We start from the raw sequence: 22,616 nt of genomic DNA on the forward strand, positions 1-22,616 counted from the left end.
AGGAGGGGGGACTCGGCCCCGTCGTCCACAACATGCGGAACGTACAAGGGCTTTGCACGTTGCCGCTCCGGGCGGCCGTAAATCTCGGTTGAACCGGTCCCGGACGTATGAATACTGGCTGTCGTCACAGTTGATCAGTCGATCGGGTCTGCTCCCGGCGTCTCGAACGGACCAGGATGAGGGCGGCGAGAATGACCATGCACGATGACCAGGTGGACGTGACCACCGACATCGTCGCGGCCCTGATCCGGGAACAGTTCCCCCAGTGGAGCGACAAGGCGATCCGCCCCCAGTCGTCGACCGGGACGGTCAACGCCATCTTCCGCATAGGGGACGACCTTTCGGCGCGCTTCCCTCTTCGTCCGGCGGATCCGGCCGAGGCCCTGGCGGTTCTGGAACAGGAAGCCCGGGCCAGCGCGGAGTTGGCACGGGTGTCCCGGTTCCCCGTCCCGGAACCCGTCGCCCTGGGGAAGCCGGGAGCGGACTACCCCATGCCCTGGTCGGTCCAGACATGGCTGCCGGGAACGGTCGCCTCCGACGCCGACCCCAGTGCGTCGCACGCCTTCGCCGAGGACCTCGCGTCCTTCATCGCGGCCCTGCGAGGCGCCGACACACAGGGGCGGCGGTTCAGTGGTGACAATCGTGGCGGTGTCCTCACAGCCCACGACGACTGGATGGCGAGGTGCTTCGAGGAGAGCGAGGGACTGCTCGCCGTGCCCCGACTGCGCGAAGTGTGGCGCCGCCTAAGGGAGTTGCCGCGCAAGGATGCCGATGTGATGAGCCATGGTGACTTGATCCCCGGCAACGTACTGGTCGCGGGAGACCGGCTCAGCGGCGTCCTCGACACCGGTGGCTTCGGTCCCGCCGACCCCGCGCTGGACCTGGTCAGCGCCTGGCACCTGCTGCAACCGGGCCCACGGCGAGTGCTCCGGCAGGCACTGGGCTGTGACGACCTGGAGTGGGAGCGCGGCAAGGCGTGGGCGTTCGAACAGGCGATGGGCCTGGTCTGGTACTACGTCGAGAGCAATCCGACGATGAGCAGCATGGGACGCCGGACACTCGACCGCATTCTGGAGTCGACGGAGTGATGCCGCCCCGGACACCACGGGTGCGGCCCCCCTTGCTGGCTCTCGACGCCGATCTCCGGGAGATCTTCGAGACATCTTCGGGACGACCATCTGAATGGGCGGCACGCTGTCACGCCTGCCAAGGGATGGCTGGGCGGGTTCAGTTGATGTCGGTGAGAGCCGTCTGCCCCTTGACCAGGGGCTGTTGCCAGCAGGTGCCGATGCGTTCGGAGAGCGGCACCGCGGAGCAGCACCCGCTTCAGCCGCCGAGGCGCCGTGCAAGGTGGAGCAGATCCGCCACGTGCAGCACCCGTCCGTCGAATCCTGGGAGGGGGACATGGAGAGGCTCGGTCCAGCGGGCGGGAATCGCGTCCATCCCGTAATACGCCCCCGCGAGGCCCCCGGTGACCGCGGCGACCGTGTCCGTGTCACCACCGAGGTCGATCGCCGCGCGTATCGCTTCTTCGAAGCCGTTGGTGGTGCGCAGGGCCCAGACGGCGGAGCCCAGGCAGGGCCAGACGGCACCGTTGAACTCGGTCGCCCGGTCGGGGTGCCAGTCGGGCTCGAGAACGGTGGCGTAACGGCCGCGGTGGTCGGGGTGCACACGGTCCAAGATGTCCGGGAGCGCCGCTAGGGGGTCGGTGTCCTCGAACGTGACGCGGATGAGTTCGTGGAAGATCGCGGTGCCTTCCCAAGCCGCACGGTCACCGTGGGTGAGGGCAGCGATCCTGCGGGCCGCGTCCATGGTGGCTTCCTGGCCGGCGGCAGCGAAGTGCACAGCGGAGGTCGACGCCCGCATCAAGGAGCCGTTCCCCGCTGCTCGTTGATTGACCTGGAAGTGCATCGCGGCGGCTAGGTCCCAAGGCATCCCGTTGGTCAGGACGTCTTCGGTCTGCAAGCCGATGTCCTTCGGCTCCGCCGCCGCCCACCGTTGGAAGCGGGCAAAGACGTCCGGCAAGTCCAGTCCGCCGCACTCCAGCAGCGACTCCGCGACCAGGATGGCCATCTGTGTGTCGTCCGTCGCCTCGCCGGGGTCCCAGCCCCCGCCTCCGCACATCTCGCCACCGGCACCAGGCACGGGAAAACGCGCGGTGAACGCTCCCTGGGGACCGAACTCGAAGGGACCGCCCAGGGCGTCACCCACCGCTGAGCCGACGATCACGCCGGCCGCCCGCTGAAACCGCTCCATCGACGCAGGCTATCCGTGTCGCGCCCACGGCCGTGGCCCTCATGGTCCTTCGGCTCCCGAGTCAACGGCGGCGAACGTGCCGCGTACCAGTGCTGGTGCCGCCGGGTTCCTGGGTGTACGGGGTCTGAGGCACCCGTAAAGGTGCCCCACGACTCCGCCGAGCACGGCCGTGTCGAGCACATCGGACGCCAGTCGGCCAAACGAAGGTCACAACGGTCACGAGCCCGCATATTCCATTTCGCCCAGGCGGAAACGTGCCCTATTGCAGGGGCGCTTGCACACTTTAAGATGCGGCACTGAAACCGGCCCGTCCGGCAGAGCGGCGGGCCGGCTGTTCACGGCGCCCTGGGCGTCCGAAGGAGCAGTCATCGCACGCCGGGCCGGAGCCCGCCTTTCGCGGTGAACGATCCGCAGGCTCCGACCCTCGTCCTCGCGGCAACTCGAGCCGGGGCGAACTCCCGCGCGTCCCGGGCCGCAAGGGCGACCCGCGCGAGGTCTTGCGCCAGGGGAGTACGCAAGCGCTCGCGCTCAGCGGCCGTCACCCATCGCCGACCCAGGGCGGCGGCCGCACTTCTCCCACTCTCCCCGCAGCGAGTACGCCGGGATCGCCCCGTAGGCGCCATCACCGGCAGCCGCGACTCATCTCCGCTTCCAGCAAGGCGAGGAAGCCGCGCGGAGGCCGGCAACTGAAGCGCCGGACCGCGTCGGTGACGCGATCCTCGGCTCCCGTGGCGGCGTTTTCTGAAGGCAATCGTTTGATTGCTTCGGGTTAGACAACCTTTGCCAGGGTCTGAACGTCCAAAGAACAACAGGAGACGCGTTGTCTCCGTTTAGGGGGAGCGTTCATGCTCAAGGTGAGCATTGTGGTGCCCGTGTACAACGCGGGCCGCTATATCGACATGTGTGCGCCGTCGCTGTTAGGCCAGACGCTGGGGGAGGACGCGTACGAGATCATTTATGTCGATGACGGTTCGACCGACGACTCGGCGCGGCGGCTGGAGGAGTTGGCGGGCGCGTACCGGCAGGTGCGGGTGATCCATCAGGAGAATTCCGGCTGGCCGGGCAAGCCGCGCAATGTCGGGGTCCGGGAGGCGCGCGGGGAGTACGTGCAGTTCGTGGACCAGGACGACGAGCTGACTCCTCAGGCCCTTGAGGTTTTGCACCGGATGGCCGACCGCAACCGCTCGGACATTGTGCTGGGCAAGGTCGTCGGCACCATGGCGGGTCCCAGCAATGTCTTCAAGCGCACGGTGGAGCGCTGCACGGTCGAGGACGCGCCGCTGATGGAGAGCCTGACGCCGCACAAGATGTTCCGCCGTGCTTTCCTGCTCGCCCACGACCTGAGGTTTCCCGAGGGGCCGGTGCGGCTGGAGGACCAGCTGTTCATGGCCCGCGCCTATGTGCGGGCCAAGACGGTCTCGATCGTCGCCGACCAGCCCTGCTACATCTGGAACCGCCGCGAGGACGGCGGCAACACCAGCAGCCGCGCCAGCACACCCGAGGACTACTACGGCCACCTGCGCACCGTGGTGGAAGCCATCAAGCAGGACACCCAGCCCGGCCCGCTCCAGGACCATCTGCTGCGCCGCTCCTACCGCGTGGAACTGCTGCGCCCGGTGGGCGAGCCCCGCGCCCTGCAACGCACCGGCAAAGACCTCGAACGCTACTTCGAGGTGGTGCGCCGGATGGCGCTGGAGGCCTACCCTCCCGGTGTCCGTGACGGCCTGCCCGCCCTGACCCGGCTGCGCGCCCACCTGCTGGAGGAGGGCTATTTGGACTCCCTGGTCGAGCTGGCCCGCCGCACCCGGGCCATCAGGCCGGAGCTGAGGGTCGACGACATCCGCTGGCGCGACGGAAAGCTGCACGTGAGTACCACGTTCGCCATGCGCCGCGGCGACGGTGAACCCCTCGCTTTGGTCGAGCGCTACGGTCGCATGCTCCTGGACCCGGACCTGCTGGCCGGCATCAAGGGAGCCGAGAACTGGGAGGCGGCGCATCCCCTGGGGCATGCCCACGGTGAGCTCCTGGTTCATGACACGGCCCGCGACCTGTGGTGGTACCCGGACGCCGACCTGACCCCGTGCACCCAGCCGCTCGGCGGTGGCCGCCACCGCGTGGTCCTCACCGGCGAGACACCCATCGACCCGCTCACCCTGGCCGGCGGCCGGCCCCTGGAAACCGGGACTCACATCGTGTGGGCCAGCGCCCAACTCCTGGGCGTGGGCCGCAGAGCACGCGTGACACGCAACGACGACACAACGGGCACCGCCGCGCCTGATCTCGGTCTCGGTGCGGGCCTCGGCCTCGGCTTCGGCGCGGTCAAAGTCGGCACCCCACCCCACCTGGTGATCCCGGCCTGGGGCGGCTCGGCCGGCCAACTCCGCCTCTCCGTGCGCCCACCGGGTCAGGCCACGCTCCCGCACCGCCTCTACCTGCGCACCACCTCGGCCCCACCCCTCCGCCGGGCGGCCCGCACGGTCCTGCACCGCCTGCCGCCGGACGTCCGCGGCCGCGCGAAGAAACTGGCTCGCAGGGCGGACCCCTGGAGCGGCGGCTGAGAAAGCTGAGGACCCGTCGTCAACGGCGTGGTCCGTTGGTGGGCGAGATGACCAGCGGTATTCGACCACGCCCGAAACGCGTGGCGTGGCCTGAGAGGCGCCGCCGACCATGGGTGTGCCGCCGGGGCAATGGTTCCGGCCGCACACCCACGGGAGAGACATGCATCCGCTGAAGCAGAAGAATCCGCTGAGCCCCCGGCGAACCTCGTTCGCCCTCGGACTGGTCGCCGCGTCCCTGCTCACGACGGCCATGGCCACCCCGTCGGTCGCCGCGTCCGCCGAAGCAGGCCCCGCGCAGGCGGCGGGCACCCGGACGGAAGGCAAGTACTGCACCGTCGTCGTGGAGCCGGTGAGGCCGGGCGAGGAGGCCTCACGGGTGAAGAGCCGGACCTGTTCCGACACCAGGACGGCGACGGTCGAGCGAAGCGGCCAGACCCTGCTCATGACCTGGTACGAGCACGCCGGGTACGGCGGCGGCAGCACCGACGTGTACGGGGACTACGGCCCCTGCGACGCGGACGGCTACGTCCTGAGCACCGGCCTGTGGCGCTACTCGATCTCCTCGTTCACCACCTACAACAATTGCGACGGTCAGCAGGCCGTCCTCAACGACGGCCAGAACGCCGTCTATTACTACGGGTCCGGCACACCGAACGTGGGCGCCCGAGCGAACGACAACATCGGCTGGTTCAAGGTCTGGGACGCCCTGTAGGAGGCAGCGGACACGCGGCCGATCCCGGGCCGGCCGGGCTGGGCGCCGGGGACCTGGTACTCGGACCGAACGATGAGTTCAGGTGACGGATCGGGTCTGCCCTTGCATGACTCGTATCATCGCTGACATCTCGGTCTCCCTCGACGGCTTCGTCACCGGGCCCGACCCCAGTCCTGACGACGGGCTGGGCGCCGGTGGCGAGGCCCTGCACACGTGGGCGTTCTCCGACGACCCCGACGACCGCCGCTTGCTGCGGGAGGGGACGGCGCGCTCGGGTGCCGTCGTCCTCGGCCGTCGCCTCTTCGACATCATCGACGGGCCGAAGGGCTGGGACGACACGTCGGGCTATGGTGCCGGTGAGGTCGGCAGACCCGCGTTCGTCGTGGTGACGGGCTCGCCGCCGGAGACGGTGCGAACGACCGACCTCGACTGGACGTTCGTCACCACCGGACTGACCGACGCCGTCGCCACCGCGCGCGAGCGGGCCGAGGCGGCGTCCTCGGAGAGGGGCCAGGACCTCGACGTCATCCTCATGGGCGGCGGCGCCACGATCCGCTCGGCACTCGACGCCGGGCTGGTCGACGTGCTGACGCTGCACCTCGCTCCCGTCGTGCTGGGCGCGGGAACACCACTGTTCACCGGCGGAGCACCCCGCACGCTGGTACAGCGCAGCGTCGTTCCGACCTCCACCGCCACCCACCTCACCTACGACGTCTCCCGGTGATCCGATGACCACGGTCCACGCCAATGACGTCACCCTGGGGATCGAGTCGTTCGGGGACGACGACGGACCCCTCGTCCTGCTCGTGGGCGGGACGACCATGCTCTCCTGGCCCGACGCACTGTGCCGGCGCCTCGCGGCCGGCGGACGTCGTGTGGTGCGCTACGACCTGCGCGACAGCGGAGAGTCGACTACGGCGGACCCGGCCGCTCCCGGCTACACCCTGCGCGACCTGGCCGCCGACGCGGCTGCCCTTGCCGACGTGCTCGGCGGCGGGCCCGCGCACCTCGCGGGCATCGGCGTCGGCGGGATGGTGGCCCAGGTCGCCGTGCTCGACCATCCCGGCGCCTTCTCGGCGCTGACCCTGGTCGGCACCCGCGCGGTCGCCCCTGGCCCGGCCGACGATGACCTCCCGGACCACGATCAGGCGACGATGAGCCGACTGTTCGCCCGTCCGATGCCCGATTGGGCCGACCGCGAGGCGGTCGCGGAGTTCGCCGCCGCCGGAGCGGAGATCCTCGGCGACGACCCCGTCGCCACCCGCGCGACCGCCGCCCGTGTGTGGGACCGCACGCCCGGCACCACACCCCCGGTCCAGATGGCCAACCAGACGGGCATGGTGTTCGCCAGGCTCGACTGCGCACCCCGCTGGCGCGAGCGCCTGCCCGGGATCGAGGTCCCCACGCTCGTCGTCCACGGCCGCCACAACCGCTTCTTCCCCGTCGGCAATGGCGAGGCGATCGCGCGCGAGATTCCCGGGGCACGGCTGCTCGTCCTCGAGGAGGCCGCCACCGCGATCCCCCGAACGGCGGTCGGCGAGGTCGCCGAAGCGATGCTCGGCCTGGGATAGGTCGAAGAGAGCAGGGCGGTGCCACGCGTGCGTGGCCCTCCGGTCGACAGGTCACCCCAACGTCGTCTCCTCGCCGATGGACCGCTCGCGGGCGGAGGCTAGGACCATAGCCGTCGCTGCGGCGTCCTGAGCTGCCACGCCGACCGACTTGTAGAGGGTGATCTGGTCGGGTGCGGTGCGTCCAGGTCTGCTGCCGGTGACGAGTTCGCCCAGTTCGGCGTGCACGTGATCGGCGGTGATGACGCCGTCGCGGATCGGCAGGAGCAGGTCGTTGCTGCCCGCGGGAAGCGGGGCGAGCACCGCCCGACGCGACTCGACGCACACCAGTGCCTCGGCCACCGTGGCGTCGTCGACCTCGCGACCGGCGGGGTTGTACCCCACCGACGTGATGTGCACCCCGGGGGTCAGCCAGGAGCGGCGGACCACGGGTTCGACGGAGTGTGTCGTCGCCGCGGCGATGTCCGCGCCGTCGAGCGCCTCGGCGTAACCGGACACGGCCCGCACCTCGCCCTCCAGTTCGGCCGACAGCTCCGCCGCCAGGGCAGCCGCCTTCGCCGGATCGCGGCCCGCGACGCGGATCTGCCGGATCGGCCGGACCCGGCAGATCGCGCGGGCATGGGAGCGGGCTTGCACACCGGTGCCCAGCACCGCCAGCACCGTGGCGTCCTCGCGGGCGAGCAGTCGCGCCGACAGCGCGGAGCAGGCGCCGGTGCGCGCCGCGGTGATGGCGGTACCGTCCAGCAGGGCAGCGGGCTCACCGGTGTCCGGGTCGAACGCCACGATCAGCGCCTGATGCGTGGGCAACCGGACGCCGTCGTTGTGCGGGAAGAGCGACACCAGCTTGGTCATGAGCGCCCCGGCCGACGGCAGGAAGCCCGGCATGGCCGCCAGGAACCCGTCGCGTTCAGGCACCAGGGCAGCGACGCGATCGGGTACCGAAGCACGGCCCGCGCTGAGATCGGCCATCGCGAGGGCCAGGGCGTCGATCAGCGCGTCCAGGTCGAGGAGAGCCTCGACCTGTGAGCGACCCAGTACAAGCATGCGTCTCAGCCTCCAGATGCCGGTCGTACGGCCGACGACCGCACAGCCGAAGCCTCAACCGCGGCCCCACACGGTCCGGGCTTCGACACGCCGTCGCCCGCGCACAGGTTCATCCGCACGTCCGCGGTAAAGATCACCCGCTCCTCCCGGCGGCGAATTCGAGTCACGGCGAACTGGAGGACGCGAATTTCGGCCAGAATTCGCGGTGATCCTCTGACGGAAAGTATTCCGTCGTGGGCGGATCTTGCGCTATGGCCTGAACTCGGTCATACGAAAAAGCGGCTCGTGCTTTCGGGAGATTTGCGCGCACGATCCTGACACGCTTGCGGCGGCGCGGACAGCCGATAAAGGAGGTCGCGCCGAAGTCTCGTAGTCGATCGGAAAGAGGAAGTAATGCGCACTTCTCTGACCAGGACACTCGTCGCCGCGAGCGCGGTCGTCGGCATTGCCGCTGGAGGTCTCGCGAGTGCGAGTGTGAGCGTGGCGGCTCCGCAGCAGGCCACCAAGCTTGCGGTCAGCAGTCGGCCTGCGTCGGTCCTCGCAGTGAACAACCTCGGGCTGAACACGGCCCGGGCCAAGAACTGGCAGAGCTGCCTGAACGCCTGGGGCTTCAACGCCGGAACCGAGGACGGGCAGCTCGGCACCAACAGCTGGAAGGCGGCCCAGCGGATGCTCAACGCCTGGGGCTACAACGCCGGCACCGAGGACGGAGTCGTCGGGCCGAACACGATCAGGGCGCTGCAGAAGTTCCTGAACGCCGTCGGTGAAAACGCCGGAACCCCCGACGGGATCGCCGGACCCCAGACCAGGGCCGCGTTCTGGAATTACAACGCCACTGGCTGCTGAGCCCATCCCGCAAAGCACGTCGGGCCGGTCGAGTGGGTAAGGGGACCACTCGGCCGGCCCGGCTTCCATTTCCGGCGGGGCCAGCCCGCCACGGCGCCGGTCCGGGCGCCCTTTCACCATGTCCGCGGTCCTCGCATAGGGTGCGGTCACGGGGGAGTCCACGTTCGTCACGACGATCGGGTTCACCTCGTTCTCGCGTCCGCAGGCATCCCTTGGACCACACCGCCAGGAGGACCCGGTGTCAGACCCGCGACTGCCCGGCGCCGAGCAGCAGCTCGCCGACGCGAAGAAGCTGCTGAGCCTCCCGCGTATCGTCGTGATCTGCGGTTCCACCCGATTCATGACCGAGATGACCGAGGCCGACCTGCGGGAGACCAAAGCCGGAAGGATCGTCGTCAAACCGGGCTTCGACATGAAGTCACCGGACGCACTCAGGTGCGATCCTGTCGAGGTCGAGGCGCTGAGGGTTCGGCTCGCCGACCTGCACCGGGCGAAGATCCGGCTCGCCGACGAGGTGCTCGTGGTCGGCGACTACATCGGAGACAGCACCCGAGCCGAGATCGCCTACGCCCGGTCGCTGGGCAGGCCCGTGCGGTTCACGCACCCCGCAGTCGACCCTGACGCCTGACGCGTTCCCGCCGATTCGGCGGCTCCCACGGGTTGGCTGGAACATCAACTCACCACACCTGAAACACGGTTGTCGCACATCCCTCTGATTGGCAGACTCACCTCGCCGACGGGAGAACACGCCTGCAAGCGTGCGACCACACGCGTGCGCGCACCACGTCGGCGGACGGGATCCACTCATCTCACAGGGGGAACACCATGCATCTCAGCATGCCCGGACGCGTCCTGGCCCGGGCCACCGCCACCCTCGCACTGGCGCTGGCCATGGCCACCGGAACCACCGGACTGCTCTCCGGCACCGAAGCCCACGCCCTGCCGGTCACCGAGGGCTCCTTCACCTTCAGCGGTGACGAGGACGACTACATCAGCGGCGGCCGGTCCTACGCCTACGCGACGGCGTCCCAGGACCGCATGAACGTCTCCGGCAGCTCGGACAACGGTGTGGTCACCGTCTCCGTCGACGGAGCGAACGGCGACTGGTGGACCCTGGACCTCGCGGCGCCGTCCGGCAAGGCCCTGACACCAGGGACGTACACCGGAGCCACCCGCTACCCGTTCAACGACGCACCCGAGCCGGGCCTGTCGCTCAGCGGCAACGGCCGTGGCTGCAACCAGCTCACCGGCACCTTCACCGTCTCCGCGGTGGAGTTCGGCCCCCAGGGCTACGTGAAGAAGCTGGACGCCGACTTCGTGCAGCACTGCGAGGGAGGCACCCCGGCCGCGCGCGGAGAGGTCCACATCGAGAACCCGGCACCTCCGGCCGAACTCGACCTCGGCCTCGACATCGCGCTGGCCGGCACCGCGAGCTCCCTCAACGGCAAGGCCACCTTCCACGGCACGGTGAGCTGCAACAAGCCGGTGCAGGTGACCGTGGCGGGCGACGTCACCCAGGTGAAGAGGCGCGACCTCATCCGGGGTTCGTTCTCCACGTCGGTGTCCTGCACGCCGGGTGCCCCGGTCGCCTGGACCGGTACGGCGGTACCCACCGGCTCGGTCCCCTTCCAGAAGGGGGACGTCGAGGTCGAGGGCCGCGCCACGGCGACGGACCCGGACTACGACAAGCCGCTGACGGTCGGCGAGACGGTGGCGGTCCGCCTCACCCGGGTCTGATCCCCTTGTCCTGACGCGCAGAGGCACAGCAACACCACCCGGCCCGGACTCCGGCTCCTTCCGAGGAGCGGAGTCCGGGCCGGGGCATCGTGGTGGGAGGCGCGTCGTCGTTCGACCGATCCCCGCCGCGGCTCAGGGCTTGCGGGCGAGGGCGGCGGCGATGAGGTGTTCCCAGACCGTGAGTTCCCGCTGCCCGCCGTCGTCCCAGGGGGTGTCGACCTGGTCCGGACGCCACAGGGGAGCGGGGACGATGCCCGGCTCCAGGAGCTCCAGGCCGTCGAGGAGGGCGGCGATCTCCTCGTCGGTGCGCCACCGGCCGCGACCGAACGTCTGCTGGAGGACCCTCTCGGCCTCCTGCGTCTCCGGGTTGTTGCCGGAGCGGAAGTGGCTGACGAAGAAGTAGCTGCCGGAGGGGACGTTCTCGCGCCAGTAGCGGACGATACCGGCCGGGTCCTCGTCGTCGTTGACGTGGTGGAGGATGGCGCTGAACATCACGGCGACGGGACGACCGAAGTCGATCAGGTCCAGGGTGTCGGCGTGGGTGCGAATGGCCTCGGGGTCGCGGACGTCGACCGCGACCACCCGGGTCCGCTCGTCCCTCTCCAGCAGCGCACGCCCGTGGACCAGGACCTGGGGGTCGATGTCGACGTAGACGACCCGGGCCTCGGGGGCGTGCCGCTGCGCGACCTGATGGACGTTGTCGGCGGTCGGCAGGCCGCTGCCCAGGTCGATGAACTGCCGGATGCCGGTCGTCTTCACGATCTCCCCGACCGCGCGTGTCAGGGCCGCGCGGTTGGCGAAGGCGATGGCCACCGATCCGGGCAGGTCGCGCTTGAACACGTCGCCGATCTCTCGGTCGACGGCGTAGTTGTCCTTGCCGCCCAGCAGGTAGTCGTACACGCGGGCGATGCTCGGCTTGGACGGGTCGATGGTGGAGCCTTCGTACGTCATGGCCGACATTTTCCCCGCAACATGCGCTGCTGACCACGGTTTTGAGATGCCCGACCCCTCTCCGGTGCGGACGGACCGGTGCCGGCAGCGGGGTGTGTGCGCTGGGGCACGAGGTGTTGCTGGTGATCATGGTGCCGGTGAGGTTCAGGGGGCTGTTGACGCGACCACCTGATCACCGTGAACGCTCATCCGTCCGGCAGCCCGGAGCGGCGCCCCGAGAAGCTCCCGCTCGATGTCCGCCGTCGGGTGGGGTGATGTTGCCGCTTCGGGGCATTCGGGAGGTAACACGTCAGCTCACACCAGGAGGCACGACATGATCGCGCTCGGCATCATTCTGCTTGTCGTCGGTTTCCTCACCGGCATATCGATCTTGTGGACCCTCGGCATCATCCTGGCCGTTCTGGGAGCCGTCTTCTGGGTCATGGGGTCCATGGGGCACGCGGTCGCCGGCCGTCGCCACTACTGGTGACCGGGTCTGACCTCGAACGGCGTCTGACTCGAGGCCTGTCCCCTGAGGACAGGCCCGTCTCAGCCGTAGGTCTCGGCGGCTGGGCCTGCCGAGGGAGGAACCTTCTGATGCCCGGGCCGGTGGTCCGGGCATCAAGGGTGAGTGACGGGCCTCCCGGACGGGCTTCCCGAGAAAGAGCACCTTCTGTTTCGGCACCGCCTGGTGGGCCCCTCGGCGGACGACCCCTCGCGCACGCGGCGACGGTCAGATGCGGGACGACGTCGGCGAACTGGCCCCCGTACAGCGGGTGTTCCGGCCACCGCTCGACGATCGCCTCGGTGAGATACCTGAAGTGCCTGTCCGGTTCAACGGCGAGGTACAGCACCCCGGAGAACTGGCCGCAGTGGTCGAGCCGGGCCTCTGTCCATCAGCGGGGCCCCACCCGGCACGCAGGTGGGGCCGAACCGCCCTGTCGAATCGGTGTCGGTGACACTCAGCGGGCGTCACCTGCGAGCGTCACCGACTTCTCGCCTACTGGTAGCAGGGAGGCGCGCACTGGACGGTGACCGTGCCGTCGTGTGCGTCTGGCGCGGCCGGTACGGCCGGGACCCTGCTCGTTTCCCACGGCATCGGCGCCGCCATGGCGGGCGCGCCGAGGGCGCCCAGGGCGGTCGCGGCCAGGAACACGACGGTGATCGCGCGTCGGCGCAAGTTCATTGGTTCCCCCATTGGTTGTCGGTCGGTGTCCTTCGGGACGTGGGTCGTGCTAGCGGGCCCTGATCGTCACGTGCTGAACCGATGCGTGGCCGGCAGCCAGGACGGAGCAGCAGCCGAGTACCAACAGTGCGATCAGCGCGGCCTTGAGGGCACGCCCCATGTGATTCCCCCTGGTCGTTCGACGTCTGTGAAGACGATGCCCCGCACTCGCGCGGGCCGCTATGTTTTCGAGCCTCTTCGAAACGTCGTGCCCGTGCCGGCCAGCAGGTTGAGGGCCAGTGACGTCGCCGTGTGCTCGACGTGTTTGCCGTCCCGTCTGCTGACGATGAGTCCTGCCCCGCGCAGGACGCCTATCTGATAACTCGCACTGGCCGGTGCGAGTTCGAGGGCCTGCGCCACCTCGGTGGTGGTACGGGCGGGATGCCCTGCCACGTCGACGAGGACCGCGCTCCTGGTCCGGCCGAGCAGTCGGTCCAGCCGTTCCTCACCCGCCCGGGCGATGTCGAGCGGCTGTTTCCTGATCGGGTAGACGAGCACCGGATCGAGAGAGGGGTCGGCCAGGGCGGTAGGTCTGCGCCAGCAGAAGTACGACGGCACGAGCGTCAACCCCCGCCCCTCCAAACGCAGTTCGCGGTCGACGGGATAGTCGACGTCCAGATACGGCGGGTTCCAGCGGGCGTAGGGTTGCAGGCCCTCCAGGAGAGCGGCGGTGCCGCCGTCCAGCACGGCCCGCGTGCGGATCGACACGTCGTCGCCCACGGCCGAACGGACATGCCGCCAGTAGGGGTCCAGGAACGCCTGGAACGAGGCCCGGAGTGCGTCGGACACCAGTTTCAGCGAAGGGCTCGCCCGTTCGTGAGGGCCGCGCATCCAGCCCGGCACCGGCCGGGTGTCGGCGAGCCGGGTCAGTTCCGCGGTCAGTCGGTCACGGGGTGTGGCCCGCAACTGTTCGAGCCCCGCCTCCAGGCACTCGCCCGTGACGGGCGGCGTCAGGAAGTCGGGGATGTAGCCGGAGGCCGGGATGACGGTGCGCAGGGTCCCCAGGGCGTGTGCGGCCCTACGGTCCCGCGACAGCCGCTGAACCGTCTCGCGACGCCAGTGACCGAACTCGACGATCCCCTGACGGGCCTGGAGGCGACAGACAGCGCACATCAACTCCCATAAGGGATCTGGTTGTTGAGCGATCCGGACGTTCTCGAGATCGCTCCAGCCGAAGTGGATACGAAGCAAGTGACTCCTCGGGAAGGGCGGTGTGGAGGGTCGACACGGAGAAAGAGCGACCGTGGCGCCGGGCCGGTCACACCTGAACCGCCCGGTGCTGTGACGACCAGGGTGAGTACGGCGGGCCGAACGGCGCACCGCGCGCGGCACGTTCGGCACCGAGGTCCGGGACCTACTGATGGCGGGGACCACCGCACCGGAGGACGTCGGCGTCGTAGGGGCCTGCTGCGACCGCGTTCGACGACGACACGGTCGGGATCGCGACCGTCCTCGCCCGCGTGCACCGCCGCATCCGCTTTCCTCCAGCGGTCCGAGATCCGCAGGCAGGCGGAGCCCGCCGGGAATCGTCCGGCTCATCCTGATCCGTCGGCCAAGACGGCCCCATAGATCCTGATGGAGTGGGCCTGTCATGGAAAGCCGAGAGGAAGAAGAGGATGACGGTCTTGTCGATAACCTTTCGGTTATGAGTACCGGTGGCGGATCCAGTGGCAAGCGAGAGCCGAGTCTCCACCAACTTCGGCTGTTTCTCGTCCTGGCCGAGGAACTGCATTTCGGGCGCGCGGCAGCCCGGGTCTACGTCACCCAGCCCGCGTTCAGCCAGCAGATCAGGTCCCTGGAACAGCGCCTCGGTGTCGTACTCGTCGAACGCCGGGGCCGGAACGTGCGGCTCACCCCGGTCGGCCGGTCTGTGGCCGAGGAGGCCCGCGCCGCGGTCGACGCCATGAACCGGCTGCGCCAGGCGGCCGACCGTCACGCCGGCGCGGCACGCGGGCTCCTGCGGATCGGCAGCCTCGGGGCCGAGGCCGCCATGCCGTACGCACAGGCCATCCTCGCCGACCTCCGCGCTCGCCATCCCGACCTGGAGACAGAGGTCCGCAACCTGACCTTCGTCGACATGTTCAGCACCCTGCTCAGCGGGGAGGTCGACGCCGCCTTCCTCCGTGGCCCGCTGCCCGGCGGTATCCAGTCCCTGCACCTGGCGTCCGAGGCGCGGGTGGTCTGTCTGGCCGCGGACGATCCGCTCGCCGACCGGGAGACCCTGACGCTCGACCACCTCGCCGACCGCACGGTCGTCGACATGCCACCGGAGGTGCCCCGTTCATGGTGGAACCACCTGACGGTCAATCCCCGCCCCGACGGCACCAGGGTCCGCTTCGGCCCTGTCGTCAGAGACACCGAGGCCATGGTCCTCGCCGTCACCCAGGGGCGTGCGATCACCTTCCTGCCCGCCGCGGCCCGCCGCCTGTACCCGCGCGCCGGCCTCACCTACGTCGACTGCCCGGAGTTGGGCCTCTCGACGGCCGAACTGGCCTGGCTGCCCGACAACCGCGACGACCCGGCCGTCTCCGCCCTGCGCGAGGCGGCCCGCCGGACAGTCCAGCGGCCCGCCGGCCCGGCTCCCGACTCCGCGTCCGACGCGTGACGCGGCAGAGGACCTGACCCGGGGCCATCGAGGTCAACAAGGGCTGCCTCACGACCGTTTGGGCCGTCCTGCGGCGGCGGGAACGGCAATGGGTCAGGGTACGGCGAGGCCCGGCAGCCCGGAGTGCGGGATGCCGGGCCTCGCCGCGGTGGTGCGATCAGACGGGGCGGATGTTCTCCGCCTGCGGGCCCTTCTGGCCCTGGGTGACGTCGAACTCGACCGTCTGGCCCTCATGCAGCTCGCGGAAACCCTGGGCGGCGATGTTGGAGTAGTGGGCGAAGACGTCGGGGCCGCCACCCTCCTGCTCGATGAAGCCGAAGCCCTTCTCGCTGTTGAACCACTTGACAGTGCCCTTGGCCATGGCCGTCTCCTTAGAGGGAAACCGGGTCCGCACCTTGCGCGCCCGGAGGTGATCGCCCTGGTCCGGAGAGGCGCTACACGCAAGAACGCCCGTGAGGCGATCACGGGCGAACGGGACTTCGGAACCACGACTGCTGGATCACGACGCTACACCCGCCGAGTGGCCGCCGCTACTGAGGCCACGCCCGGCTCACCACTCGACCGGCCGCGTTGCCGAGGCGCGGGTTCGGTGTTAGGGCACGGTGTCACGACAGCGCTGACCGTGCCGACGAGGGCCTGGACCCATGCCGAGGCGTGGTGCCGGTCAGTAGTACTGGACCAGACAGAACTCGTGGTCCTCGGGGTCGGCCATCACGACGACCACGCCCTCGTCGTAGTCGTGCCGTTCACCGGTGGAGCGGCCACCGAGCGCGACGACCTGGGCGATGCCCTGGTCGATGTCGTCGACCCCGACGTCGAGGTGCAGGCGCACCTTGTCACGCTTCGGCCCGGTGACCGGCTGGAAGTTGAGGCGGGGCTGGGGGTCGCCGGGGCGGCCGAGATAGACCCAGCCGGGGCGGGACGGCATGGTCGGGCGATCCAGAAGCGCGCTCCAGAAGGCCGCGGTCCGTTCCACGTCCACGCAGTCGATGGTGACCCCGATCCAGTGGTTCGACATGTCGTCAGTTCTCCTGTGCCGTAGGGCTCGTAGGGCTCGTAGGGCTCGGAGCGTTCGTAGCGCTCGTGGTGCGCTGTGCCGACGGCTCGGGCTGTCGTCGTGGGGCAGTCGGGGAGGACCGGGGCACCACCGCGCCGTGAGCGGGGTACGAGGCTCCCCGGTGAACGCGTTGCCGCGCGAGTTCCGTGGCCGCCTCGGCCGGGGTGGTCCGATCGGCCCGGGCCAGGTCGAAGACCTCGCGGAGCGTCGCCCCGATGCCGGAGAGGCGTTCCGCGATCCGGTCCTCGGACTCCCCGCGCAGCTCGACACCGGTGGCGTGGATGACCCCTCCCGCACTCACGACCACGTCCGGGGCCCAGAGGACGCCGCGTGCGGCGAGGAGACGGGCGGTGGCCGGTTCGTCGAGCTGGTTGTTGGCCGGGCCCGCGACGGCGGCGCACCGCAGCAGCGGAACGGTACGTGCGGTCAGGAGGCCGCCGAGCGCGGCCGGGACGAGGATGTCGACCTCCGCCGTCAGCGCGTCGCCCGGCTCCACCCAGGTCGCCCCCACCTCCTCGGCCAGGCGGCGGGTGGCGGGGTCGACGTCCGTCACGACGAGCCGCGCTCCGGCACGGCTCAGCAGCCGGGCCACGTGCCCGCCGACCGCGCCCAGGCCGACGACCCCGACGGTCCGGCCGGCCAGCTCCGGTGAGCCGAAGACCTCGTCGGCGACCGCGCCCAGCGCCGCGAGGGTCCCGCGTGCGGTGTGGACGGACGAATCACCGCTGCCGCCGTCCTCGACGGGCCGGCAGCAGACATGCGCGGTGCGTTCGCCGATCACGGACATGTCGACCGGGGCGCTTCCCACGTCCGGTCCCGCGATGTAGCGGCCGCCGAGCAGTTCGATCGCGTCACCGACGTCGTGCAGCAAAGCCGTCCGCTCCGCTCCGGTCGGCCGGGTGGCGGTGGGCAGGGCGACGACCGCCTTGGCGCCGCCGTGGTCCAGTCCGGCCAGCGCGTTCTTCTCGGTCATCGCCGCCGCCAGCCGCATGGCGTCCGTGATCGCGGACGCCGGGACCGGGTAGTGGGCGATCCGGCACCCGCCGGCGGCGGGGCCGAGCGCGGTCGAGTGGACGGCGACGGTGATCGCGAGGCCACTGCGGTGGCCGCGCACCACCTGCACGAGCTCGTGTGTCGGCTCAGGGACGTCAAGGTCCAGGGCTTCCATAAGTGCGGCTGTCATGCGGTGAAGCTAGCCGTTCTGGCAACGGTTACGGCCGTCGGCCGAACGAAATTCGGTGCGAAGGTCATAATCGCGGCATGGACGAACTTGATTCGGCGATCATCGAGCATCTGCAACGCGATGCGCGGCAGACCAACCGGGACCTCGCCCGCACCCTCGGCATCGCCCCGTCGACATGCCTGGAACGCATCCGCGCCCTCCGCGCCCGCGGAGTCATCACCGGCTATCACGCCGCCGTCGACCCGGCCGCGCTCAACCGCCACGTCCAGGCGCTCATCCACTTCCAGATCCGTCCTCTCAGCCGGGCGGTCATCGAGGCGTTCAAGAGCTACGCGGCCGGTCTGCCCGAGGTCACCACGGTCTACGTCGTCACCGGCGGCGACGACATGATCGTGCACGTCTCCGCGCCCAGCGTCGACTACCTGCACGGTTTCCTCATGGACAAGTTCACCGCGCGCCGCGAGGTCGTCGGGTTCCGTACCTCGGTGATCTACCAGCACACCCACAACCAGGTGCTCGCACCTCTCTCGTCCGACTGAGAATCCGGCACCGCCTACACTGCCCCGGGTAGGCGATACTGGGCAGCAGGACGTGGGGACCAGGGGTGACGGGGTGGACAGTGCAGGAGAGGCGGACGCGCCGCCGGTACCACCGGGTGCGCCCAGGGGCCTGCGTGTGCTGCCGCTGACGGACCGGCCGGGCTGGCAGGCGGCCGGTGAGGTCAGCCTGCTCACCCGCCCGGCCTGGGAACAGACGCTGTGCCGCCTTGCCCGGAGCGACGAAGAGACGTGCCACTTGGAACTGTCCGCGGTCACCTTCGTCGACGTCGCCGGCGTCTCCGCCCTGGCGATGACCGCCCAGGGCCTGGCGCAGGGGCGACGCATCGTGCTTGAGGAGCCGCCTGCCACCCTGCGGCGCGTTCTGGACCTGTTCTGGCCGGACCTGCTCACTGTCGAGGTGATGGGGCGATGATGAAGCCCGGCAGCGACCCGTTCGTTCACCCCGCCCTGTTCTACCGCGGCGAGAAGGAGTACCTGCACGGCACGGTGCCCTTCATCCGCGACGGCCTGGAGGCCGGGGAACCGGTGGCGGTGGCCGTGCCCGGGCCGAACCTCGCCCTCCTCCAGGCGGCCCTGGGCGACGACGTCGCCCACGTGCGGTTCCTCGACATGACCGAGGCGGGGCGCAACCCCGGACGCATCATCCCCAGGGTGCTGCGCGCCTTCGCGGACACCCACCGCCAGAAGCGGGTGCGGATCATCGGCGAGCCGATCTGGGCCGGCCGCAGCACCGTGGAGTACCCGGCGTGCGTCCAGCACGAGGCCCTGATCAACCCGGCGTTCCAGGGGCGGGACGTCACCATCCTGTGCCCCTACGACGCCGACCGCCTCGACGAGCAGGCGCTCACCGACGCGTACGAGACCCATCCCGTGGTCATCTCCGGCGGCGAGGAACGGCCCAGCGCGGCCTACGCCCCCGAGGACGTGGTCGCACGCTACAACCAGCCCCTGGAGCAGCCGGAGGCGGCAGAGGAACTCGTCTTCCAGGCCGGCCAACTGCCGACAGCCCGGCGGTTCGCGGTCGAACAGGCCACGGGGCACGGTCTCTCCGGGATCCGCCTGGAGGACGTGGCCCTGATCGTCGCCGAGCTGACCACCAACAGCGTGGTGCACGGCGGGGGTTCGGGCACGCTGCGGATGTGGGCCGAGGACGACCACGTGGTGTGCGAGGTGCGCGACCACGGGCGCCTGGACGATCCGCTCGCCGGTCGCCGTCCACCCGAGCGGGACACGCTCGGCGGCCGGGGCCTGCTGCTGGTGCACACCGTCGCCGACCTGGTACGCATACACACCGGTCCCGAGGGGACGGCGATCCGCTGTTACATCGGGCGCCACTGATGCGTCGTAGGGCGGGGTGGCGGGCTCGTCGGTGAGGGTCTCGGACGGGGGCCCATGTCCAGCCTCTCCCGGACGGCTCGGTGAGCTGTCCCGCTGCTGCGCACTGGCGCACAGCGTCGCTGTGCAGTGACGCATATCGGCGGTGTATCGAAAACCGCATACGGGTCGGCAACACCGCGCCGCCTTCAATGGCGGCATGTTCCACAGTGAATCGTCGTGTACGGCAGTCCCTGCCCAGTGGTGCGTCGACGTGCCGTCCGGGCACACCGAGTCGAGGGTGGCGGGCCGGTGAGTCGCACCACGCCTCACCGAGGGGCCGGGGCGACGGGCGGCAGGCTGACCGTCGTGCCGATCAGCGCCACCGAGCACTTGGCGTTCGTACGGACGCAGCGGTCGGTGAGCTTCCTGCAGACCCCGGCGTGGGCCCGCGTGAAAACCGAGTGGCGCGGCGAGTCCCTCGGGTGGTACGACGGCCGACGGCTGGTCGGCGCCGGGCTCGTCCTGCACCGCCCGGTGCCGAGGCTCGACCGCTTCACGCTGGCCTATCTGCCCGAGGGCCCGGTCATCGACTGGACCGACGACATCGACGCGTGGCTCGACCCGCTGGCGGCCCGGCTCAAGGCTCAGGGCGCGTTCGCGATCCGGATCGGCCCGCCGGTGCGCACCGACACGTGGAGCGCCGCCCAGGTCAAGGCGGGCATCGCCGATCCGGGCATCAGGCGGCTCACCGACATGCCGGGGCAGTGGGCCGACCCGGTCGGGACCCGCGTGACAGGTCGGCTGAGGGACGCAGGCTGGCTGCCGCAGAGCCCCGAGAACGGCTTCGGTGTCGGGCATCCGCAGTTCAAGTACGAGGTCCCCCTGGCCGGCAGGACCGAGGACGACGTGCTCCGGGGCATGAACCAGCTCTGGCGCCGCAACATCAAGAAGGCGGCCAGGGAGGGGGTCGAGGTCACGGTCGATGACGACCTGAAGGTGTTCCACGACCTGTACGTGCACACCGCCGAGCGCGACCGCTTCACACCCCGGCCGCTGAGCTACTTCGCGACCATGTTCACGGCGCTGAAGGCGGAGGACCCCGAGCGGATCAAGCTCTACCTGGCCCGGCACCGGGGTGACGTGGTCGCCGCCACCGTCCTGGTCCGGGTGGGTGCCCACGCGTGGTACTCCTATGGCGCCTCCTCGACCCGGAAGAGGGAGGTGCGCGGTTCCAACGCCTGCCAGTGGGCGATGATCCGGGACTCGCTGGCGGCGGGCTGCGACGTGTACGACCTGCGCGGCATCACGCCCACCCTGGACCCCGACGACCCGCACGTCGGGCTGATCCAGTTCAAGGTCGGCACCGGTGGCCGGGCGGTGAGGTACGTCGGCGAATGGGACCTGCCACTGCGGCCGTTGGTCTACCGGGCCTTCGACCTGTACATCAAGCGGCGGAGCCGCTGAGGCCGGTTCCCCTGGTGCACCCGGCCCAGTGGCCGGCCCCGCCCATGGACGTGTGAAGGACGTCGGTGGCGCGCTCGGCCGGCTTGCCTCGCCGTACTACGCGAGCGCGGCGGCCACCTCGTCGAGACGGGCCCCGCGGGACGCCTTGACGAGCACCACGTCGTCGGCGGCAAGCCGGGCGCGCAGCCAGCCGACGGCCGCGCCGTTGTCGGGCAGTGCCACCGCCCGCCGGCCGGCCCCCTCGGCGATCGGCCGGGCCCCCTCGCCGACCGTGACCACGATGTCGGCCCGGGTGGCGGCGTACGCACCGACGGCACGGTGCATGCCCGCACTGTCCTCGCCGAGTTCGAGCATCTCGCCCAGGACGGCGATACGGCGTCCGCCCTCGATCACGGCCAGGGCGTCCAGGGCTGCGCGGGTCGACTCGGGATTGGCGTTGTAGGAGTCGTTGAGCAGCGTCGCCCCGCCGGAGAGTTCGCGCAGTTCCATGCGCCACCTCGACAGCGAGGAGGTGGCGAGGGCCGCGGCGGCGGTGGCGAGAGGTATGCCGGCCACCAGGCAAGCCGCCACGGCAGCCGACGCGTTGAGCGCCTGGTGGACGCCCACGTGCGGGAGGGAGACGGGCGCCGAGGCATCGGCGGTGCGCAGAGTGAAGGACGGACGACCGAGCCGGTCCGGAGTCAGCCCGAGGGCCCGTACGTCGGCGTGTTCCGCCCGGCCGAAGGTCAGCACCGGCCCGTCGGTGAGCGAGCGCATCGCGACCACCCGGGGATCGTCGGCGTTGAGGACCGCGGCACCACCGGGCGCCAGCCCCTGCACGAGTTCCCCCTTGGCCCTGGCGATGGCCGCGCGGGACCCGAACTCGCCGAGGTGGGCCTGGCCGACGTTGAGGACGACGGCGATGTCGGGGGCGACCAGGTCCGTCAGTCGGGCGATGTCGCCGACGTGGCGGGCCCCCATCTCCAGCACGAGGAACCGGGTGGACGGTTCGGCGCGCAGCATGGTGAGCGGTACCCCCAGCTCGTTGTTGAGCGAGCCGTACGTGGCGATCGTCGGCCCGGTGCTCGACAGCACGGCCGCCAGCAGGTCCTTGGTACTGGTCTTCCCCTGCGAGCCGGTCAGCCCGAGAACGGTCAGCCCGTCGCGCAGCCGGCCCACGACACGGGCGGCGAGGGCCTGCAACGCGGCCCGGGTGTCCCCGACGACGACGGTGGGCAGCGGCGTGGGCCGGGATCCGAGGACGGCCACGGCGCCTGCCCGGCCCGCCTGCCCGGCGTAGTCGTGGCCGTCGACGTGCTCACCCGCGAACGCGACGAAGAGGCCGCCCTGTTCGGCCTGCCGGCTGTCGAGGACCGCGGGGGCCGTCACCCTCACCGAACCGTCCCCCGAGACCGTCCCGCCGACGATCGAGGCGATCTCACCGACGCTGAGCGGGATCATGCCCGGGCCTCACGGGTCCGGAGGAGCGGGCGCCGGAAAAGCGGAATCAAAAGGGCGGTCAGAATGGTCATGTGCTCGACGCTAGCCGCCTGTTGCATATCGCCGGCGTATCGA

At 70.3% G+C, this 22,616-nt stretch carries 23 protein-coding genes and 1 pseudogene; 14 read left to right on the plus strand and 10 right to left on the minus strand.

Features of this window, described 5'->3' with window-relative positions:
- Positions 1–191: 191 nt before the first annotated feature.
- Positions 192–1,088 carry an aminoglycoside phosphotransferase family protein gene (locus tag ACIQJT_RS26530; RefSeq protein ID WP_402647504.1) on the plus strand — a complete coding sequence of 299 codons (897 nt, stop codon included), beginning with the start codon at positions 192–194 and terminating at the stop codon, positions 1,086–1,088.
- A gap of 238 nt (positions 1,089–1,326) precedes the next feature.
- Here the strand turns inward: ACIQJT_RS26530 and ACIQJT_RS26535 are convergent, their stop codons facing one another.
- The gene (locus ACIQJT_RS26535; protein ID WP_402647507.1) at positions 1,327–2,256 is read right to left on the minus strand and encodes an ADP-ribosylglycohydrolase family protein; all 930 of its coding nucleotides are present in this window, start codon (positions 2,254–2,256) and stop codon (positions 1,327–1,329) included.
- An 845-nt stretch (positions 2,257–3,101) separates the two neighbouring features.
- Here ACIQJT_RS26535 and ACIQJT_RS26540 point away from each other — a divergent pair.
- The 4 genes from ACIQJT_RS26540 to ACIQJT_RS26555 all read left to right on the plus strand — a co-directional run bounded on the left by ACIQJT_RS26540 (position 3,102) and on the right by ACIQJT_RS26555 (position 7,097).
- Positions 3,102–4,814: a glycosyltransferase gene (locus ACIQJT_RS26540; RefSeq protein WP_402647510.1), complete on the plus strand. Its 1,713-nt coding sequence runs from the start codon at positions 3,102–3,104 to the stop codon at positions 4,812–4,814.
- A 160-nt stretch (positions 4,815–4,974) separates the two neighbouring features.
- Positions 4,975–5,526 carry a hypothetical protein gene (locus ACIQJT_RS26545; protein WP_365464132.1) on the plus strand — a complete coding sequence of 184 codons (552 nt, stop codon included), beginning with the start codon at positions 4,975–4,977 and terminating at the stop codon, positions 5,524–5,526.
- A gap of 106 nt (positions 5,527–5,632) precedes the next feature.
- On the plus strand, positions 5,633–6,250 hold the full coding sequence (locus ACIQJT_RS26550; RefSeq protein WP_402647512.1) for a dihydrofolate reductase family protein: 618 nt from the start codon (positions 5,633–5,635) through the stop codon (positions 6,248–6,250).
- A 4-nt stretch (positions 6,251–6,254) separates the two neighbouring features.
- On the plus strand, positions 6,255–7,097 hold the full coding sequence (locus ACIQJT_RS26555; RefSeq protein ID WP_402647514.1) for an alpha/beta fold hydrolase: 843 nt from the start codon (positions 6,255–6,257) through the stop codon (positions 7,095–7,097).
- A 51-nt stretch (positions 7,098–7,148) separates the two neighbouring features.
- Here the strand turns inward: ACIQJT_RS26555 and ACIQJT_RS26560 are convergent, their stop codons facing one another.
- Complete coding sequence (locus tag ACIQJT_RS26560) at positions 7,149–8,138, minus strand: ornithine cyclodeaminase family protein (protein ID WP_402647517.1); 990 nt, start codon at positions 8,136–8,138, stop codon at positions 7,149–7,151.
- 393 nt (positions 8,139–8,531) lie between these two features.
- On the opposite strand from ACIQJT_RS26560, the gene ACIQJT_RS26565 reads away from it, so the two are divergent.
- The 3 genes from ACIQJT_RS26565 to ACIQJT_RS26575 all read left to right on the plus strand — a co-directional run bounded on the left by ACIQJT_RS26565 (position 8,532) and on the right by ACIQJT_RS26575 (position 10,721).
- The gene (locus tag ACIQJT_RS26565; RefSeq protein WP_402647520.1) at positions 8,532–8,984 is read left to right on the plus strand and encodes a peptidoglycan-binding protein; all 453 of its coding nucleotides are present in this window, start codon (positions 8,532–8,534) and stop codon (positions 8,982–8,984) included.
- Positions 8,985–9,222: 238 nt separating this feature from the next.
- Positions 9,223–9,612: a hypothetical protein gene (locus ACIQJT_RS26570; protein ID WP_365464145.1), complete on the plus strand. Its 390-nt coding sequence runs from the start codon at positions 9,223–9,225 to the stop codon at positions 9,610–9,612.
- A gap of 197 nt (positions 9,613–9,809) precedes the next feature.
- Positions 9,810–10,721 carry a hypothetical protein gene (locus tag ACIQJT_RS26575; RefSeq protein WP_365464148.1) on the plus strand — a complete coding sequence of 304 codons (912 nt, stop codon included), beginning with the start codon at positions 9,810–9,812 and terminating at the stop codon, positions 10,719–10,721.
- 132 nt (positions 10,722–10,853) lie between these two features.
- Here ACIQJT_RS26575 and ACIQJT_RS26580 read toward each other — a convergent pair whose 3' ends face one another.
- Complete coding sequence (locus ACIQJT_RS26580) at positions 10,854–11,672, minus strand: SAM-dependent methyltransferase (protein WP_402647524.1); 819 nt, start codon at positions 11,670–11,672, stop codon at positions 10,854–10,856.
- A 313-nt stretch (positions 11,673–11,985) separates the two neighbouring features.
- On the opposite strand from ACIQJT_RS26580, the gene ACIQJT_RS26585 reads away from it, so the two are divergent.
- Complete coding sequence (locus ACIQJT_RS26585; protein ID WP_086724005.1) at positions 11,986–12,141, plus strand: DUF6131 family protein; 156 nt, start codon at positions 11,986–11,988, stop codon at positions 12,139–12,141.
- Here the strand turns inward: ACIQJT_RS26585 and ACIQJT_RS26590 are convergent.
- The 3 genes and pseudogenes from ACIQJT_RS26590 to ACIQJT_RS26600 form a co-directional block, all read right to left on the minus strand.
- A pseudogene (locus tag ACIQJT_RS26590) lies at positions 12,092–12,529 on the minus strand (2'-5' RNA ligase family protein); the annotation flags it as partial. The gene ACIQJT_RS26585 and the pseudogene ACIQJT_RS26590 sit on opposite strands and share 50 nt — an antisense overlap.
- A gap of 122 nt (positions 12,530–12,651) precedes the next feature.
- Positions 12,652–12,837 (minus strand): hypothetical protein, encoded by a 186-nt coding sequence (locus ACIQJT_RS26595; RefSeq protein ID WP_402647527.1) that lies wholly within the window; start codon positions 12,835–12,837, stop codon positions 12,652–12,654.
- Between the two features lie 219 nt (positions 12,838–13,056).
- A complete protein-coding gene (locus ACIQJT_RS26600) occupies positions 13,057–13,989 on the minus strand; it encodes a DUF5937 family protein (RefSeq protein ID WP_402647529.1) in 933 nt (310 codons plus the stop codon).
- A gap of 532 nt (positions 13,990–14,521) precedes the next feature.
- Here ACIQJT_RS26600 and ACIQJT_RS26605 point away from each other — a divergent pair.
- Complete coding sequence (locus ACIQJT_RS26605; RefSeq protein WP_365464162.1) at positions 14,522–15,481, plus strand: LysR family transcriptional regulator; 960 nt, start codon at positions 14,522–14,524, stop codon at positions 15,479–15,481.
- 157 nt (positions 15,482–15,638) lie between these two features.
- Here the strand turns inward: ACIQJT_RS26605 and ACIQJT_RS26610 are convergent, their stop codons facing one another.
- The 3 genes from ACIQJT_RS26610 to ACIQJT_RS26620 all read right to left on the minus strand — a co-directional run bounded on the left by ACIQJT_RS26610 (position 15,639) and on the right by ACIQJT_RS26620 (position 17,721).
- Positions 15,639–15,842 carry a cold-shock protein gene (locus ACIQJT_RS26610; protein ID WP_053846898.1) on the minus strand — a complete coding sequence of 68 codons (204 nt, stop codon included), beginning with the start codon at positions 15,840–15,842 and terminating at the stop codon, positions 15,639–15,641.
- Positions 15,843–16,145: 303 nt separating this feature from the next.
- Positions 16,146–16,499 (minus strand): VOC family protein, encoded by a 354-nt coding sequence (locus ACIQJT_RS26615; RefSeq protein WP_402647533.1) that lies wholly within the window; start codon positions 16,497–16,499, stop codon positions 16,146–16,148.
- 4 nt (positions 16,500–16,503) lie between these two features.
- The gene (locus ACIQJT_RS26620; RefSeq protein ID WP_402647536.1) at positions 16,504–17,721 is read right to left on the minus strand and encodes a Glu/Leu/Phe/Val dehydrogenase dimerization domain-containing protein; all 1,218 of its coding nucleotides are present in this window, start codon (positions 17,719–17,721) and stop codon (positions 16,504–16,506) included.
- Positions 17,722–17,798: 77 nt separating this feature from the next.
- Between ACIQJT_RS26620 and ACIQJT_RS26625 the strand changes: the two genes are divergently transcribed.
- The 4 genes from ACIQJT_RS26625 to ACIQJT_RS26640 all read left to right on the plus strand — a co-directional run bounded on the left by ACIQJT_RS26625 (position 17,799) and on the right by ACIQJT_RS26640 (position 21,062).
- Complete coding sequence (locus tag ACIQJT_RS26625; protein ID WP_365464172.1) at positions 17,799–18,260, plus strand: Lrp/AsnC family transcriptional regulator; 462 nt, start codon at positions 17,799–17,801, stop codon at positions 18,258–18,260.
- 136 nt (positions 18,261–18,396) lie between these two features.
- Positions 18,397–18,693 (plus strand): STAS domain-containing protein, encoded by a 297-nt coding sequence (locus tag ACIQJT_RS26630; protein ID WP_365464175.1) that lies wholly within the window; start codon positions 18,397–18,399, stop codon positions 18,691–18,693.
- Positions 18,690–19,619 (plus strand): anti-sigma factor RsbA family regulatory protein, encoded by a 930-nt coding sequence (locus ACIQJT_RS26635; protein WP_402647540.1) that lies wholly within the window; start codon positions 18,690–18,692, stop codon positions 19,617–19,619. Before ACIQJT_RS26630 ends, ACIQJT_RS26635 begins: the two co-directional genes overlap by 4 nt.
- Before the next feature lie 336 nt (positions 19,620–19,955).
- Positions 19,956–21,062 carry a lipid II:glycine glycyltransferase FemX gene (locus tag ACIQJT_RS26640; RefSeq protein WP_402647721.1) on the plus strand — a complete coding sequence of 369 codons (1,107 nt, stop codon included), beginning with the start codon at positions 19,956–19,958 and terminating at the stop codon, positions 21,060–21,062.
- Positions 21,063–21,158: 96 nt separating this feature from the next.
- On the opposite strand, the gene murF is transcribed toward ACIQJT_RS26640, so the two are convergent.
- Positions 21,159–22,502: a UDP-N-acetylmuramoyl-tripeptide--D-alanyl-D-alanine ligase gene (gene murF, locus ACIQJT_RS26645; protein WP_365464184.1), complete on the minus strand. Its 1,344-nt coding sequence runs from the start codon at positions 22,500–22,502 to the stop codon at positions 21,159–21,161.
- Positions 22,503–22,616: the final 114 nt, after the last annotated feature.

The sequence above is a fragment of the Streptomyces sp. NPDC091972 genome (genome assembly GCF_044756385.1).
Taxonomy (GTDB): Bacteria; Actinomycetota; Actinomycetes; order Streptomycetales; family Streptomycetaceae; genus Streptomyces.